The 15,575-nt window shown below is 70.0% G+C and carries 10 protein-coding genes; 5 read left to right on the forward strand and 5 right to left on the reverse strand.

Annotation, left to right across the window (positions count from 1 at the left end; genetic code table 11):
- The 4 genes from N5I75_RS14420 to N5I75_RS14435 form a co-directional block, all read right to left on the reverse strand.
- Positions 1-536 (reverse strand): wax ester/triacylglycerol synthase domain-containing protein (locus N5I75_RS14420; RefSeq protein ID WP_476677540.1); only part of this gene is annotated, 536 nt, incomplete at its 3' end.
- A 167-nt stretch (positions 537-703) separates the two neighbouring features.
- Positions 704-3,061, reverse strand: a complete 2,358-nt coding sequence (locus tag N5I75_RS14425) for a GH92 family glycosyl hydrolase (RefSeq protein WP_476677542.1) — start codon at positions 3,059-3,061, stop codon at positions 704-706.
- 62 nt (positions 3,062-3,123) lie between these two features.
- Positions 3,124-5,541 carry an RICIN domain-containing protein gene (locus tag N5I75_RS14430; protein ID WP_476677544.1) on the reverse strand — a complete coding sequence of 806 codons (2,418 nt, stop codon included), beginning with the start codon at positions 5,539-5,541 and terminating at the stop codon, positions 3,124-3,126.
- 86 nt (positions 5,542-5,627) lie between these two features.
- Positions 5,628-8,240: a PA14 domain-containing protein gene (locus tag N5I75_RS14435; RefSeq protein WP_476677546.1), complete on the reverse strand. Its 2,613-nt coding sequence runs from the start codon at positions 8,238-8,240 to the stop codon at positions 5,628-5,630.
- 195 nt (positions 8,241-8,435) lie between these two features.
- Here N5I75_RS14435 and N5I75_RS14440 point away from each other — a divergent pair, with 195 nt between their 5' ends.
- The 5 genes from N5I75_RS14440 to N5I75_RS14460 all read left to right on the forward strand — a co-directional run bounded on the left by N5I75_RS14440 (position 8,436) and on the right by N5I75_RS14460 (position 14,246).
- Positions 8,436-9,449, forward strand: coding sequence for a LacI family DNA-binding transcriptional regulator (locus tag N5I75_RS14440; RefSeq protein WP_476677548.1), 1,014 nt, complete (start codon positions 8,436-8,438; stop codon positions 9,447-9,449).
- A 182-nt stretch (positions 9,450-9,631) separates the two neighbouring features.
- Complete coding sequence (locus N5I75_RS14445) at positions 9,632-10,732, forward strand: ABC transporter substrate-binding protein (RefSeq protein ID WP_476677549.1); 1,101 nt, start codon at positions 9,632-9,634, stop codon at positions 10,730-10,732.
- A gap of 1 nt (position 10,733) precedes the next feature.
- On the forward strand, positions 10,734-12,272 hold the full coding sequence (locus tag N5I75_RS14450) for a sugar ABC transporter ATP-binding protein (protein WP_476677551.1): 1,539 nt from the start codon (positions 10,734-10,736) through the stop codon (positions 12,270-12,272).
- 40 nt (positions 12,273-12,312) lie between these two features.
- Positions 12,313-13,227, forward strand: a complete 915-nt coding sequence (locus N5I75_RS14455) for an ABC transporter permease (protein WP_476677905.1) — start codon at positions 12,313-12,315, stop codon at positions 13,225-13,227.
- Positions 13,224-14,246 carry an ABC transporter permease gene (locus N5I75_RS14460; protein ID WP_476677553.1) on the forward strand — a complete coding sequence of 341 codons (1,023 nt, stop codon included), beginning with the start codon at positions 13,224-13,226 and terminating at the stop codon, positions 14,244-14,246. Before N5I75_RS14455 ends, N5I75_RS14460 begins: the two co-directional genes overlap by 4 nt.
- A gap of 53 nt (positions 14,247-14,299) precedes the next feature.
- On the opposite strand, the gene glgC is transcribed toward N5I75_RS14460, so the two are convergent.
- On the reverse strand, positions 14,300-15,517 hold the full coding sequence (glgC, locus tag N5I75_RS14465; RefSeq protein ID WP_476677554.1) for a glucose-1-phosphate adenylyltransferase: 1,218 nt from the start codon (positions 15,515-15,517) through the stop codon (positions 14,300-14,302).
- Positions 15,518-15,575: the final 58 nt, after the last annotated feature.

Raw genomic sequence — 15,575 nt, forward strand, 5'->3', positions numbered from 1 at the left:
CCGGGGAACGGCAGGCGCAGGCCGCGCCGGGGCGCGGGCGCCTCCTGCGGCGTCCGCGCGGCGGGCAGGTCCATGGGGTCCATGACGGCGGCGGCGAGCGTCAGCGCGCGGAGCCCGTCGGCGAGGGCGTGGTGGAACTTGAAGAGGACGGCGAACGACGCCCCGTCCGCCGACGGCAGCACGTGCGCCTCCCACGGAGGCCGTGCCCGGTCGAGCGGCCGCTCCATGAGCGCGCCCGCGGCGGCGTGGAAGTCGGCGACCGGCTCCGCGATCCGCACATGGTCCAGCGGGTCGAACGCCGCGACGGGCACCCGCGCCGCACCGCCCACGGGCACGAGCACCCCGGCTATCCGGATGCGCAGGCCCGGCACTCCGGCGGCGCGCGCGGCGAGCAGTTCGCAGGCGTGCCGGGCGGCGCCGGGGCCGTCGGCCTCGAAGACGCCCAGCGCGCCGAGGTGCATGGGGTGTGCGGAGGTCTCGATGTTCCAGAAGGCAAGGTCGAGAGGGGCGAGCAGGTCCGGTCCTGTGGCAGTCATGGAGTGCTCTCGCGTCGACGACGGGGACGCCGCAGTCAAGCGCGCTCGGTCGATTACGGTCAAGTACGATCTAGGCACGCACAGTTAACAACAGGTTAAGACCCGCCTCTCCGTGAACTTCCCGGGAAAGGCGGGTCTCCTGTGACTTCTGGTGCGTGTCTAGTACGTCACTTCAGCGCGGGCGGCGCCGCATCCGCACCGGTCCCCCACGCCGAGGGCGCGCTGCCCACCGTGAACGACAGATCGCGCAGGCCTCGCAGGTCCTCGGTGGTCAGGTACGTCTTGCCGTACGCGGACCCGTTCGCCCGCGCCGACTGGATGTACCGGTCGGTGCCGGACGTGCCCGGCGCCCGTACCGTCAGCTTGCCCTTCGGGTAGTAGCGGCGGTCGAGGGTGAGGTCGACCCGCTCGAAGACCGGCGTCGACAGGCCCCACGTGTCCGTGCCGGGCTGGACCGGGAAGATGCCGATGGACGACAGGACGTTCCAGGCGGACATGGTGCCGAGGTCGTCGTTGCCGGTCATGCCGGTCGGGCCGTCGGTGAACAGGGTCAGCGCGGCGTGCACCACGTCGGTGGTCTTCCACGGCTGCCCGGTGGAGAGGTAGGTGTACGGGGCGATGAGGTCGGGCTCGTTCTGCGGGTTGTACTTGTCGGCGTTGTAGTAGTCGTACGGCCCGTTGACCCACACCTCGCGGGCGGTCTTCGCCGGGTCGGCGACGAGCTGGTCGTAGGCGAAGAAGGAGTCGAGGCGCTTGTTCGCCGCGTCGGTGCCGCCGATCAGACCGACCATGCCGGGCAGGTCCTGCGGCACGAGCCACTGGTACTGCCAGGACGTGCCCTCGTGAAAGCCCTCGCTCTGCGCGGGGTCGGCGGGCCCGGTGAAGGCGCCCGAGGCGTCGCGGGCCCGGAAGAAGCCCGTCGAGGCATCGAAGATCTTCCGGTAGTTCTGCGCCCGCTCGGCGTACCGCTTCGCGTCGGCCTTGTGGCCCAGATCCTTCGCCATCTGCCCGAGCATGGCGTCGGACAGGGCGTACTCCAGGGTGGCCGAGGCCCCGTGGTCGTAGTCGGAGTCACCGGGCTTCACGTGCGCGCGGCCCTTGATGTACGGGGCGAAGCCGTCGGCGAGGTACTCCTTGTTGGCCTCGCGGCCCACGGGCGCGGAGTCGGCCGGCGGCACGCCGTCGGCGTTCTTCTTCAGCGCGCGGTACGCGTCCTCCTCGTGCCCCTTGAGCAGGCCCTGCTGGTAGGCGTTGGTGAGGAACGGGGTGACCGGGTCACCGGTCATGATGTTGGTCTCGACCGTGCCGTAGCCCCACTTGGGCAGCCAGCCGCTGTCCTTGTCGATCTGGATGACCGACAGCGCCATGTCACGGGACTCGCGCGGCGCGAGCAGCGACAGGAGCTGGGCCTGGGTGCGGTACGTGTCCCAGAGCGACCAGTTCTGGTAGTAGGTGTAGCCCTTCGCGCGGTGGGTCTTCTGGTCCCAGCCCGTGTACCGGCCGTCCACGTCGCTGCCGACGTTCGGCGCGAGGAACGAGCGGTACAGCGAGGAGTAGAAGGTGCGGCGCAGGGTCTCGCTGCCGCCCTTCGCCCGCACCTCGCCGAGCCGGTCCTCCCACGCGGCGGTCGCGGCGCGATGCACCTTGTCGAAGGAACGGCCGCCCTCGGCGCGGAGGTTGAGGGCCGCGCCCTTCGCGTCCACGTAGGAGATGGCGGTGGTCGCCTCGACCGTGCGGTCCTTGCTGGTGTCGAACCGCACGTAGGCGCCGTTGCGCTCGGCGTCCGCGGCGGAGGACTTGGAGCCCGCGGTGACGGTGTCGCCCTTCCACGTGCCGGACGTGGTGAAGGGGCGGTCGAACTTGGTGATCGTGTAGACCGTGTACGGCTTGGTGTCCTGGCAGAAGCCGCTGCCCGTGATGGCGGTGCGCACGGTGCGGCTGTCGAGGATCTCGACCTTGGTGCGCACCGACTTGTGCAGCGACTGGCCCGCGTTGATCAGGACGTTGGCCTTGTTCGTGGCCGGGAAGGTGTAGCGCTGGACGCCGGTGCGCCGCGTGGCGCTCAGCTCGGCGCCGATACCGGTCTTCAGGCCGACCTTGTAGTAGCCGGGCGAGGCCGTCTCGTCGTCGTGGCTGAACTCGGCGGCGTACTTCGCGTAGTCCGTGCTCGTGATGTCACCGGTCGTCGGCAGCACGGGCAGGTCGCCGCCGAGGCCGCAGCCGACGCCGGAGATGTGGACGGTGGAGAAGCCGCGGATGTGGTTCTCGGAGTAGTCGTAGCCGGTGTTGTGCCCCGTGTCCGGGGAGAACTGGACCATGCCGAACGGGACGGCGGCACCGGGATAGGTGTTGCCCTCGTTCTCGGTGCCGATGAACGGGTTGACCAGGTCCGTGAGGCGGCCGGAGTCGGCGGACGGCGCGGCCTGCGCCATCGGCGCGCCGAGCCCCGTGCCGAGCAGGACGGCGGCTCCGAGCGCGCCCACCGCCAGGCGGGCAGCTCTGCGGACTGTCGTGCGGGTTGTCATCCTCAGCCTTTCGACAACGTTGTCAACGGGCGCGCTCATTCTTCGTGCGTCCCGGGGGTCCGTCAAGACGTCAGCCGCCACAGATGGTCGTCCGTCCCGTTGTCGGCGAACTGCACCACTTGGGCGCTGTCGGCCGTGGACATCCCGTCGACGCCGAGCACCTTGCCGCTGTGCTCGTTGCGGAGCAGGAACCAGCCGTCCCCCTGGTCGATCCGGGTCCACAGCAGGTCGGGGCGCCCGTCGTCCTCGTACTGGACGGCCCAGGCGCTGTCGGCGGTGGAGCTGCCCTTGACGGACAGGTACTTGCCGCTCTGGCCGTTGCGGATACGGAGCGTGCCGCCGCCCGCGTCGAGCAGCTGCCACGCGTGGTCACCGGTTCCCGAGTTGTCGAACTGGACGACGCGCGCGTCATTGTCCGTGGACATGGAGTCGACGGCGAGGACCTTGCCGCTGTGCTTGTTCTGGATGCGCCGGTACGGGGCCTCGGGCGTCCAGGGCCGTCCGTTCGGGGCGGCCGTGGGGAAGGACGTGATGCGCAGCCGCGCCGCGCCCATCGGCACGAGCGTCACCGTCTCCACGGCCGCCCGGCTGCAGGCCGGGCTCGGCTGCAGCGGCGCGACCACGTGCTCGTCGTCCGCGATCCACTCGGGCAGGCGGCGGGCCTGCGTGGCGAGGGTGACGGGCGCGGCGTCGAGCGTGAACGGGTTGGCCGGCAGCGGCCCCGGCCTGCGGCGCAGGGTGGGCATGCTGCCCGGCACGAGGCCGTAGTTCCAGGCCGAGGCGGCGTGCACGTCGTACTCGGGGAAGGTGTCGTCGCCCCCGGTGCGCACGTACTTCTCGGTGATCTTCAGGGAGTAAGTGAGCGGGCCGTGGTCGACGCTTACGCTGTCGTGGTTCCGGGACCACGTGCGCAGGGTGGTGCGCTGCGGCAGGCGCAGGGTGACGCGGTCGCCGGTGCGCCAGGTGCGCCGGATCTCGGTGAAGGACGGGCCGGAACTCGCTTTCACAGTGCGGCCGTTGACGGCGAGCCGCGGCTTCTCGCACCAGCCCGGCACGCGCAGCCGCAGCGGGAAGTCGACGGGCCGGTCCGCGCGGACGGTCAGTGTGATCGTCTCGTCGAACGGGTAGTCCGTCTCCTCCGTGATGGTCACGGGGACGGCGTCCGCGCCCGCCTCCGCCCGCACCTCGCACGCGGAGTACAGAGCGGCGGCCAGTCCCCCGTCAGGCGTGGCGAGCCACAGCTCCTCGGTGAAGTAGGGCCAGCCCATGCCGTAGTTGTGCGGGCAGCACCGGTACTGGTCGACGCCCGGCTGAAAGGACTGCATGGCGAAGCCGTTCTGGAACTGCCCGTCCGTCTTGCGGGCGTTGTCGAGGTCGACGCTGTTGGCGCTGGTGACGTAGTGGATGCCTTTGCCCTGCGGGTCGAGCGACGCGGGCAGCATGTTGAAGGCGAGGTCCTCGCAGCGGTCGGCCCACACGGGGTCGCCGGTGAGCCGGGTGAGGAGTTCGTGGCTGGCCATGAACTCGACGATGCCGCAGGTCTCGAACCCCTGCCGGGGATCACCGAAGCCGGGCCGGCAGTTCTCGTCGCCCGCGATGCCGCCGCCCGCGAACTGCCCGTACTGAGACAGCACTTGCTCGTACGTGCGGTACGTGGCCCGCACCAGGTCGTCGGCGCCGCTCGTCGCCCACTGCGCGTACTGGGCGGGTTCGCGGAAGCCCTGGGCGATGTTCACGTTGTGCGGGCTGGGCAGCGGGCCCGTCCAGTCGGCGCCGTAGCGGTGCATCTTCTCGACGAGGCTCGCGAGGAACGCCTCACCCGTGCGGTCGTACAGCCAGCGCGCGGTGTCGATGCCGTCGCCCCAGCGCACGGAGACCCAGCTGGAGTCGTAGGCGCCCTTGCCCTGCGCCTCCATATAGCGCAGGAAGCGGGTCAGGAACGGCACGATCCGGGCGTCGTGCGTGTACTCCTCGTACGTGCGCAGCGCCATGAGCAGGGGCAGGAACGGCCAGAAGTCGGGGCCGCCGTTGAGCGAGGTGCGCAGGGCGCGCGGGCCGAAGAAGCCGTCCGGCTCCTGGGTGGCGAGGATGGCGTCGATCCAGCGCTCGGCGGTGGCGAGCGCGGAGGCGTCCCGGGTCGCGATGGCGAGGGGCACGTATCCGCGCAGCCAGTACGGGAGTTCCTCCCAGCCGCCGAGTTCGGGGTGGACCCAGCCGCTGGTGTCCATGTCCAGGAAGTGGGACTTGTCCTCGTAGCGGCCGCAGAGCCCTGCGAGCTGGAGTCTGAGCTGTTCGGCGAGCCAGCCGCGGGCGGTGATGCTGCCGACGGGGAGGCGGGTGAAGGCGTCGGGCGCCACGGTCGTACGGGCAGCCGGGCTCGCGGTCGTGCCGGCGGTCGCGGTTCCGGCGGCCGGGAGTCCGAACACCGTCGCCGCCGCCACGCCGCCGCCCTGCAGTACGCCACGTCGTGTCACGGTCATCTTCGTGCTCCTCACGGGGGTGGTTGGAGCCATGGGGAGGGGGCGGGCCCGGCCGTCGCCGGACCCGCCCCGAAGCACCTCAGGGATCAGGCGCAGTTCTGCACGGTCGCCTGCGAGGCGTCCTTGATGAGCTTCACCTGCGCGTCGTGCACGCGCTTCACGTCCGGCTTCACGACCCTGCGGTCGTAGGTGATGAGCCCGTTCAGCTCACCCTCCACGTCGGAGATCTGCGTGTAGACGGCGCCGTTGCCGCCCTTGCAGGCCAGGGCGTGCACCTCGTCGAGCTTGGTGAGGTAGTCGTCCGTGTACGTCGCCGGGTCCACGTCGACGTAGGACTGCTGGACCGACCAGGCGTGTCCGGGCACGGCGAGGCCGAGGCCGCCGTACTCGCCCGCGACCAGGGCGCGCTTGCCGTCCGGGTTCGGGGGCAGCGCCGGGCTCGGGTAGCCGTGCTCGTCGAGGATGTCGCCGGTGCCGCCGTCGCGGCCGAGGTTGATGCCGGACATCGAGTTGATGAGGCGGGTCGGGTCCCACGCCTTGGCCTGGTCGGCGAGGCGCGCCTCGTCGTACTGGCCCCAGCCCTCGTTGAGGGTGACCCACATGATGACCGACGGGTGGTTGGCGTGCTGGTCGATCATGATCTTCATCTCACGCTCGAACTCGGCGCGGGCGGCCGTCGAGGGGTTCACCCCGGCCGTCATCGCCGGCATGTCCTGCCAGACCAGGAGGCCGAGCTTGTCGGCCCAGTAGAACCAGCGGTCGGGCTCGACCTTGATGTGCTTGCGGACGGAGTTGAAGCCCATCTGCTTGTGCATCTTCAGGTCGTAGGCCAGGGCCTCGTCACTGGGCGCGGTGTGCAGGCCGTCCGGCCAGAAGCCCTGGTCGAGGGTGGCCATCATGAAGGTCGGCTTGCCGTTGAGGACGGTGCGCGGGGTGCCGTTCACGTTCTCGACGGCGATGGAGCGCATCCCGAAGTAGCTGCCGACACGGTCCTTGCCGACGCTCACCTTGAGGTCGTAGAGGAACGGGTCGTCCGGGGTCCACAGGTGCGGCTTGTTCAGCTTCAGGGTGAGCGTCTTGCCGGAGACACCGGTGACGGTGCCGACCTTGCGCTTGCCCTCGTAGGCGGTGGCCTTGACCGGGAGGCCGGCCTTCACGCCGGTCGTCTCGACGGCGAGGCTGCTGGTCTTGACGTCCGGGGTCAGCTTCAGGTCGGTGACGCTGTCCTTGGCGACCGGCTCCATCCACACCGTCTGCCAGATGCCGGACGACGGGGTGTACCAGATGCCGGACGGGTCCAGGCGCTGCTTGCCGAGCGGCGGGTTCTCGCCGTTCGCGGCGTCGGTCGGGTCGTAGACGCCGACGATCAGCTCCTGGGTGCGGCCCGGCTTCAGCGCGTCGGTGATGTCGGCGCTGAACTTGTCGTAGCCGCCCTTGTGGTCCGCGACCTTCTTGCCGTTGACGTAGACCTCGGACTTCCAGTCCACGGCGCCGAAGTTCAGCTGGAGCCGCTGGTCCTTGCCGACCTTCCAGTCCTTGGGGACCGTGAAGGTGCGGCGGTACCACATGCGGTCCTCGTGGCGCTCGATCCCGGAGAGCTGGGACTCGACCGGGTAGGGCACGAGGATCTTCTCGCCGAGCTTCTTGCCGGTCGGGACGGGGTCGCCGTCCTTGGCTCCGGCGAACTCCCAGGTCCCGTTCAGGTTCTGCCAGTCCGAGCGGGTGAGCTGGGGCCGCGGGTACTCGCGGTGGGCGTTCTTCGGGGTGACGTCGTCGCCCCACTTCGTGGAGAGCTGGTACGTGGAGTGGTTCGGGCCGCTGGACCAGAACTGGCCGACGGCCTTGCCGTCGCTGCCCGTCAGACCGCCCTTGCCGTCGTAGGTGACGTCGGCGAGGCCGGGCGCGTCCCCGTCCTTGTTGCCGACGACGGGCTCCGTGAGGTTCACGAGCAGCGTGCGCGGGTTCTTCCTGTCCGCCTTGATGCTCTTGAGCGGCCACTTCGCGCCGCCGATCACCGCGGTGAGGTGGTCGTTCACCTCACTCGGCACGGCGCCGAGCTTCTGCGCGAAGTCGAGCTTGAGGGTGCGGCCGTCGCCGAGCACGGTGGTGCCGATGGCGCCGTCGTACGCCCAGTCGTCCGGGATGCGGAAGGCGGAGGAGGGAATCGCCTCCTTCTGCCCGCCCGGCTCGGTCCAGCGCACGTGCAGGTTGGACCCGCCGTAATGCTCGAAGTACTCGACCTTGAAGTTCACCGCCTGCCCGGCGGTCAGCTGGACGGCCTGGGAGGTCTGCTCCTTGTCCCAGTCGTCGACCCAGTGGTCGATGACGAGCTTGTCGTCGACCCAGAGACGGAAGCCGTTGTCGCCGCTGATGGAAAACGTTGTCAGGCCGGTCTTCTCCGGCACCAGCTTTCCGGTCCAGCGGGCGTTCACGTCGTCATTGCGACCGGTCGCGGACTGGAGCCGGGACTCCAGGCTGCCGAAGTCGAGCTGCGGGTCGAAACCGGTGGCCTTCAACTCGTGGAAGTCGAAGGCTCCGGGCGCGGATTGGGTGTAGTACTCGCCTTTGAGCCCGTGCGGCACGGCCGGTTCGTCCGCGGCCGTGGCGGACGGTGCCACGGTGAGTGCGGTGAGACCGAGCGCCGCGGTGAGCAGCGGAGCCAGATGGCGGCCCTGTCGTCTGAGGGTTCTGGTGCGCAACGTTCCTCCAGTGCGGGACGCGTCCGGTGGAACACGTCGAGGAAGGGTGGCGGCTCGCCGTTCCAGTCGGTACAACTCGTCTGTACAACGTTGGAAGGAACGGCAGTTGGCATGACAGCACGCATTCCGGTGTGCTGTCCAGGGGCATGACACGCGCACCCGGTGAGCGGGTGCGCCGAAGCCGAAGGAGATTCCGTGCGGGTGAGCCTCAAGGATGTCGCGGAGCGCGCGGGCGTCTCGATCAAGACCGTCTCGAACGTGGTGAACAACTACCAGCACGTCACACCGGCGATGCGGGCCCGCGTCCAGTCCGCCATCGACGAACTCGGCTACCGGCCCAATCTCACCGCCCGCAACCTGCGCAAAGGCCGTACGGGGATCATCGCGCTCGCCGTGCCCGAGCTGGGCAACCCGTACTTCGCGGAGCTCGCGGGCGCCGTGATCGACGCCGCCGCCGAGCACGACGTCACGGTGCTGCTCGACCACACGCGGGGCGACCGTGAGCAGGAGGTTCTCGTCAGCCAGGGGTTCCGGGCGCGGGTGATCGACGGTCTGATCCTGAGCCCGCTGGAACTGGAGGCGGAGGATCTGCGCGGCCGGGACGACGACGTGCCGCTCGTGCTGCTCGGCGAGCGCGTGTACGACCTGCCCTACGACCACATCGCCATCGACAACGTGGCGGCGGCCCGCACCGCGGTACGGCATCTGATCAGCCGGGGCCGCACCCGCATCGCGTACCTCGGCGAGCGCATCGATTCGGCCAACCAGCCGGCGCATCTGCGACTGGCGGGCTGGCGCGCGGAGTTGACCGAGGCGGGGCTCCCTGCGCCGGACGCGCAGGTGGGGGCAACGGGCGGCTGGGACCGGGGCGACGGTGCCGAGGCGATGGCGCGGATGCTGGACTCGGGGGTGCGTCCTGATGCCGTCTTCGCCTACAACGACCTGGTCGCGATCGGCGCGATGCGCGTCCTGCACGAGCGGGGCCTCAGGGTGCCGTGGGACGTGGCGGTGGTCGGGTTCGACGACATCGCGGAGGGCCGCTTCGGGGCCGTCACGCTGACCACGATCTCGCCGGACAAGCAGTCCATCGCGCGCCTCGCGGTGCAGTCGCTGCTGAGCCGCCTGGAGCATCCGGAGGAGCGCTCGGGGCGTGAACTCGCCGCCGCATACCGGCTGATAGAGCGGGAAAGCACCCTCGGCCGCCGTTGATCGTTCCGGGCACCACGGCGGCGCGTGAGGGTGCAGGTCGGGGCACGAGTCGTTGCGCGAGGCCTAGACAGCACCTTTTTAACGATGTAAAAACCTCCCCTGTACCGCCGTTCCACCGGTCGAACACTCCTACCCCGTCCGCGCGTTGACGCGCCGGGCCGTGCCGTTTTGGGGACCATCACATGACGCAGACCGCACGCATTCGCCGCACCTCCTCCCGGGCCCTGCTCGCCGCCGGCCTCGTCGCGAGCGTGGCGCTCGCCACCGGCTGCGCCAAGTCCGAGGACGACGACGCGGGTTCCGCCACGAGCAGTTCGAGCGCGCAGAACGAGAACGCCGGGCAGGAGGTGGCCTCCTCGGGGGACGGCAAGACCTGCGACGTCTCGGCGTACGGCGGCAAGAAGCTCGACCTCAAGGGCGCCACGGTCGGCTTCTCGCAGTCCGAGAAGGAGGCCAACCCGTTCCGTATCGCGGAGACCGCCTCGATCAAGGCCGAGGCGGAGAAGCGCGGCATCAAGCTGCTCACGGCCAACGCCCAGTCGCAGTTCTCCAAGCAGATCAGCGACGTGCAGGACCTCATAGCGAAGGGCGCGGACCTGTTGGTCATCGCGCCGCTCAACTCCGACGGCTGGGAGCCCGTGCTGCGCGCGGCGGGCGCCAAGCACATCCCGATCGTCACCGTCGACCGCAAGATCAACGCCACGGCCTGCAAGGACTACGTGTCCTTCATCGGCTCGGACTTCGTGGAGCAGGGCAAGCGCGCCGCGGACCAGATGATCGAGGCGACCGGCGGCAAGGGGACGGTGGCGATCCTGCTCGGCGCCGCGGGCAACAACGTGACGACCGAGCGCACCAAGGGCTTCGAGGACCAGATCAAGGCGAAGGCCCCGGATCTGAAGATCGTCTTCAAGCAGACCGGTGAGTTCGCCCGGGAGAAGGGCCAGCAGGTCACCGAGCAGCTCATCCAGTCCAAGCCCGACATCAGCGGCATCTACGCCGAGAACGACGAGATGGGCCTGGGCGCCGTCAACGCGCTCAAGAGCGCCGGCAAGAAGGCGGGCGCCGTCAAGATCGTCACGGTCGACGGCACGCGCAACGCGGTCCAGGGCATCGTCGACGGCTGGATCTCCGGCGTCGTCGAGTCCAACCCGCGCTTCGGCCCGCTCGCCTTCCAGACCCTGGACTCCTTCACCAAGGGCGACAAGGTCGGCCAGGACATCGTCATCAAGGACAGCGCGTACACCGAGGCCAACGCCAAGACGGACCTCGACAAGGCGTTCTGAGATGCTCTCGGCAAAGAATCTTAGCAAGACGTTCCCCGGCGTGCGCGCGCTCGACGGTGTCGACTTCACCGCGCGCGCCGGGGAGGTGCACGCCCTCATCGGGGAGAACGGGGCGGGCAAGTCCACGCTCATCAAGGTCCTGACCGGCGTGTACCAGCCCGACCCGGCCGCCGACTCCGACGGCTCGTCCCTGACCTACGACGGCCGCGAGGTCAGTTTCTCGACGCCGCTCGAAGCGCAGCACGCGGGGATCTCCACCATTTACCAGGAGGTCAACCTCGTCCCCCTGATGAGCGTGGCCCGCAACCTGTTCATGGGCCGCGAGCCGCGCAACAGGCTGGGCCTGATCGACTTCCGGCGCATGCACCGCGAGGCCGACGACGCCCTGCACGAGCTGGGCGTACGGGTCGACGTGCAGCGCCCGCTGCGTGAACTCGGCATCGGCGCCCAGCAGATGGTGGCGCTGGCCCGCGCGGTCTCGGTCGACGCGAAGGTCGTCATCATGGACGAGCCGACGTCGTCGCTCGAACCGCGCGAGGTGCAGACCCTCTTCGGCGTGATCCGCATGCTGCGCGAGCGCGGCATCGCCGTCGTCTACGTCAGCCACCGCCTCGACGAGCTGTACGCGGTCTGCGACGCCGTCACCGTGCTCCGCGACGGCAAGCTCGTGCACACCGGAAAACTCGCCGACCTGGACCGGCTCCGCCTCGTCTCGCTCATGCTGGGCCGCGACATCGGCGACGTGCAGGACGAGGGCCTGACGAAGTTCTCCGGCGAGCACGACGCGGCGGCCGAACCGGTGCTGCGCGCGGAGGAGTTGACCATCCAGCACCAGTTGCACGGCGTCTCGCTCGACCTGCGTCCCGGGGAGGTCGTCGGGCTCGGCGGGCTCCTCGGCTCCGGGCGCAGCGAGACCGCGAAGGCGATCGCGGGCGCACTGCCCCCGGACAGCGGCAAGGTCACGGTGGCGGGCACGCAGGTGCGGACCGGCTCCACGCCCGCCGCGATCCGTGCGGGCATCAGCCTGCTGCCCGAGGACCGCAAGGCCGAGGGGATCGTGCCCGGCCTGTCGGTGCGCGAGAACATCGCGCTCGCCGCGCTGCCGACGCTGTCCCGCTTCGGCCTCGTCGACGAGGGCCGCATCGACCGCATCGTCGACACCTTCGTCAAGCGCCTGCGGATCAAGTCGGCGGGCCCGCACCAGAAGGTCGGCGAGCTGTCCGGCGGGAACCAGCAGAAGGTGCTGCTCGCCCGCTGGCTCGCGATGAACCCGAAGGTGCTGCTCCTCGACGAGCCGACGCGTGGCATCGATGTCGGCGCCAAGGCCGAGGTGCAGAAACTCATCGACGAACTGGCCGACGACGGCCTCGCCGTCCTGCTGATCTCCTCCGACACGGAGGAGCTGATCGAGGGCTCGGACCGGGTCGTCGTCCTGAAGGACGGCGCGGTGGTCGCGGAGCTGACCGGTGACGGCGTCACGGAGGACCGACTGATGCGTGCCATCGCCGCGACACCCGCTGGGGGGCCGAGCGTTGACTGACCTGTCCCTCGGCAGGGCGGGCGTCGACCGCGCCCGGCTGATGCGCCTGCTCCAGGAGTACGGCGTCTACGTCGGCGTGGCCGTTCTGCTCCTCGCCAACATCGCCTTCACCCCGCACTTCCTGTCGGCGGAGAACTTCCGCACGCAGGCCGTGCAGGTCGCCCCGGTCCTCATCGTGGCGCTCGGCATGGCCCTCGCGATCGGCACCGAGGGCGTCGACCTGTCGGTCGGCTCGGTGATGGCGCTCGCCACTTCCCTCATCTCCCTCTACCTCGGCTACGGGGTCTGGATCGCGCTGATCGCCGCGCTGATCGGCGGCGCCCTCGTCGGCGTCGCGAACGGCGCGCTGATCTCGTTCATCGGCGTACAGCCCATCGTCGCCACGCTGGCGCTGATGGTCGCGGGCCGCGGTCTCGCGCTCGTGCTGCTGCCGCAGCTCAAGGACGTCCGCGACCCGGGCCTGCGCTCGCTCGGCACCGGTGACGTGCTCGGCATCCCGTACCTGGTGCTGATCGCGGCGGCGCTCGCACTGCTCGTCGCCTTCGTGGTGCGGCGCACGACGTTCGGCCGCCAGCTCCTCGCGATCGGCGACAGCCGCCCGGCGGCGAAGCTCGCGGGGCTTCCGGTGCGCCGGGTCCTGATCCTCGTCTACGTCGTGTCGGGCGTGCTCGCCGCGACGGCCGGTGTCCTGGCCACCGCCCGTCTCACCGCGAGCGACCCGACCTCGCTCGGCAACCTGATGGAACTCTCGGCGATCACCGCGGTCGTGGTCGGCGGCACGCCACTCACCGGCGGCCGGGTCCGCATCGGCGGCACCGTCGCGGGCGCCGTCCTCATCCAGCTCCTGACGGCCACGCTCATCAAGCACGACCTGCCGCCGTCGTGGACGCAGATCGCCCAGGCCGTGGTGATCGTGCTCGCCGTCTACGCGGCCAGGGAACGGGGGAAGCGATGACGATGACCAAAGTCGACGCCGCACAGCCGGCCGAGGCCGCGCAGGAGGAGGCGCTCGGCGCGACCCGCGCGGAACGCCTGAGCGCGCTCGCGCAGCAGCACGGCGCGCTCGTCACCCTGGTGATCGCGGTGATCGCCGCGTCGCTCTCCTTCGACACCTTCCTGACCGGCGACAACCTGGAGAACATGGCGCTGTCGTCCGCGTTCCTCGCGATCGTGGCGCTCGGCATGACCTTCGTGATCATCACGGGCGGCATCGACCTGTCGGTCGGTTCGCTGTTCGCCCTCGGCGGTGTGCTCGCCGCGTGGGGTTCGCAGTACGGGACGATCGTGGCGCTGCTGCTCCCGCTGGCGGTGTGCGGTCTGATCGGCCTGGTCAACGGCCTGTTGATCGCCCGGTCCCGCCTCGCCCCCTTCATCGTCACCCTCGCGGCGATGCTCGGCGCGCGCGGCATCCTCCTCGCCATCACCGACGAGGGCTCGGAGACGTACCTCGTCGACAAGTCGACCGTCTTCGCCTCGCTCGGCCAGGAGAAGCTGTTCGGGGTCGGCCTGCCGGCCTGGATCACGCTCGTCCTGTTCGTGCTCGGCGCGGTGGTGCTCCGCCGGACCCGGTTCGGACAGTACGTGTACGCGGTCGGCGGCAACGAGGACGCGGCGGCCCTGATGGGCGCCCCTGTGGCCCGCACGAAGATCGGCGTCTACACGCTCTCCGGTCTCTGCGCGGGCCTGGCCGGCGCGCTGAACGCGGCCTGGCTGGTGTCGGGCGTGACCATCCTCGGCTCCGGCATGGAGCTGGAGGCGATCTCGGCGGTCGTCATCGGCGGCACCCTGCTGACGGGCGGCTTCGGTTTCATCAGCGGTTCGCTGGTGGGCGTCCTCCTCCTGAAGGTCATCCAAAACGTGATCAACCAGATCGGTTCGCTCGACTCCGCCTATCAGCAGGTGGTCAGCGGGGCGTTCCTGGCGGTCGTGGTGATCGCGCAGACGTGGCTGGGACGGCGGCGCCGGGTGCTGTGACGGTCCCGTGAGCCGCGAGCGTCCGCTCCCCCGGCCGCTCGCGGCTTCCGGCTTCAGTGCACGGCCTGGCCCTTGCCGAGGGCGATCACGCCGTTCTTCGAGACGGTGTACAGCTCCGCGTCCCGCTGCGGGTTGACGCCGATCGTCGCGCCGGCCGGGACCTCCACGTTCTTGTCGAGGACGGCGCCGCGCACGACGGCGCCGCGGCCTATCCGCACGTTGTCGTGGAGGACCGAGCTCTGGACGACCGCGCCGTCCTCGACCGTCACCCCGGGTGACAGGACCGAGCCGGTGACCTGGCCGCGGATGACGCAGCCGGGGCTGACGATCGACTCGCTCGCGATGCCCGCCGCGCAGAACTTCGCGGGCGGCAGCTGGCCCGGGTGGGTGTAGATCGGCCAGCGCCGGTTGTCGAGGTTGAACATCGGCTCGTCCGAGATCAGGTCCATGTGGGCCTCGTAATACGTGTCGAGGGTGCCGACGTCGCGCCAGTAGCCGTGATCGCGCTCGGTCTCGCCGGGCACGTGGTTGGCGTCGAAGTCGTAGACCTGGGCGACGCCGCGCTCGGTGAGCATCGGCAGGATCGAACCGCCCATGTCGTGCGCGGAGTCCTCGTCCTCGGCGTCCTGTAAAAGCGCGTCGACGAGGGTCTTCGTGGTGAAGAGGTAGTTGCCCATGGAGGCGAACACCTCGTTCGCGCTGCCCGGCAGCGCGGGCGGGTTCGTCGGCTTCTCCAGGAACGCCTCGACACGTGTGCTGTCGCGGGCGGGTGTGATGACGCCGAACGACGGGGCCTGCGCGCGCGGCACCCTGATCCCCGCCACCGTGACGCCCGCGCCCGACTCGATGTGCTGCGTGAGCATCTGGCGCGGGTCCATCCGGTACACGTGGTCCGCGCCGAACACCGCGATGAAGTCGGGCTGTTCGTCGTGGACGAGGTTGAGGGACTGCAGGATCGCGTCGGCGCTGCCCGAGTACCAGCGCGGCCCGAGGCGCTGCTGGGCCGGGACCGGGGTGACATAGTTGCCGAGCAGGCTCGACATCCGCCAGGTCGTGGTGACGTGCCGGTCGAGCGAGTGCGACTTGTACTGCGTCAGGACGCAGATCCGCAGGATGTCGCCGTTGACCAGGTTCGACAGGGCGAAGTCGACGAGCCGGTACGTGCCGCCGAAGACGACCGCGGGCTTCGCCCGGTCCGCGGTCAGCGGCATCAGCCGCTTCCCCTCCCCTCCCGCCAGTACGATGCCGAGCACCGAAGGACCACCGCGCATGACCGCCCCCTCCATGTTGTGGCGTCTCAGGGTTGTGGCGTCTCGGGCGCCGGTTGTG

This window comes from Streptomyces sp. R818 (genome assembly GCF_056172735.1).